The sequence below is a fragment of the Arsukibacterium sp. MJ3 genome (assembly GCF_000987765.1).
Classification (GTDB): Bacteria; Pseudomonadota; Gammaproteobacteria; order Enterobacterales; family Alteromonadaceae; genus Alishewanella.
The window spans coordinates 1-711 of the sequence record NZ_LAHP01000098.1 but is presented as its reverse complement, the minus strand read 5'-3'; the positions used below and the strand labels follow the sequence as shown (position 1 = coordinate 711).

Sequence of the window (711 nt, the reverse complement as noted above, 5' to 3'; positions counted from 1 at the left end):
GAGCTGCCTACCGCCGATACGCCAGACAAACTGGCGAAGCTGCTGCCATTCTGAGCTAAACAGCAATCATGCCGAAGGTGTGGTTGCTGTTACGCATACGTTTTTCCTCAATTTTGCCGCCAAAACCCCCAAATGATATGTCTAAAAAGTCCACTTCAATATCACTCTCAGCATATCAGGCATACCTCTCCAAACCGGCAAAATCTGAATCAGTATTAGAGATATAATCAACTATCAATCAAATTTAGTAATAAATGTAAAACAGGTTTATATTTATTACCTATTCAAAAATGGTCAGAGTGTTCAGATTCATCTGAAGACTATTAAGCGACAATTACGGTGGCCGGTCTAGGTTGCGTATTTCGGTTTGTCCGGCCACCTGTTCCGGTTTCATCCGGCCAGGCGTTTCGGTGTGATCCGGCCAGCATGAACTGACCTTCGTTTATGCTCTCTTTTTACCCGACTTCTTCATCCTGAACCAGTGTTTTTTTACGTTGTGACTCACCTGTTAATTCCAGTCGGTGGGCGTTGTGGATCAGTCGGTCTAACAGCGCATCTGCAACGGTCGGGTTATCCATCAGGCTGTACCATTCCGATACCGGTAATTGACTTACGATAATCGTGCTGCGTTGCTCGTAGCGATCTTCAATCACATCCAGTAAATCGCTGACTTGCTTACCTTTAAATCCCTCAAGGCCCCAATCATCTAAG

At 45.0% G+C, this 711-nt stretch carries 1 protein-coding gene; it reads right to left on the bottom strand.

The genetic code is table 11. The features are described from left to right. Positions 1–455: 455 nt before the first annotated feature. On the bottom strand, positions 456–711 hold a 256-nt coding region (locus VT06_RS16945), incomplete at its 5' end, for an ATP-binding protein (protein WP_046555510.1).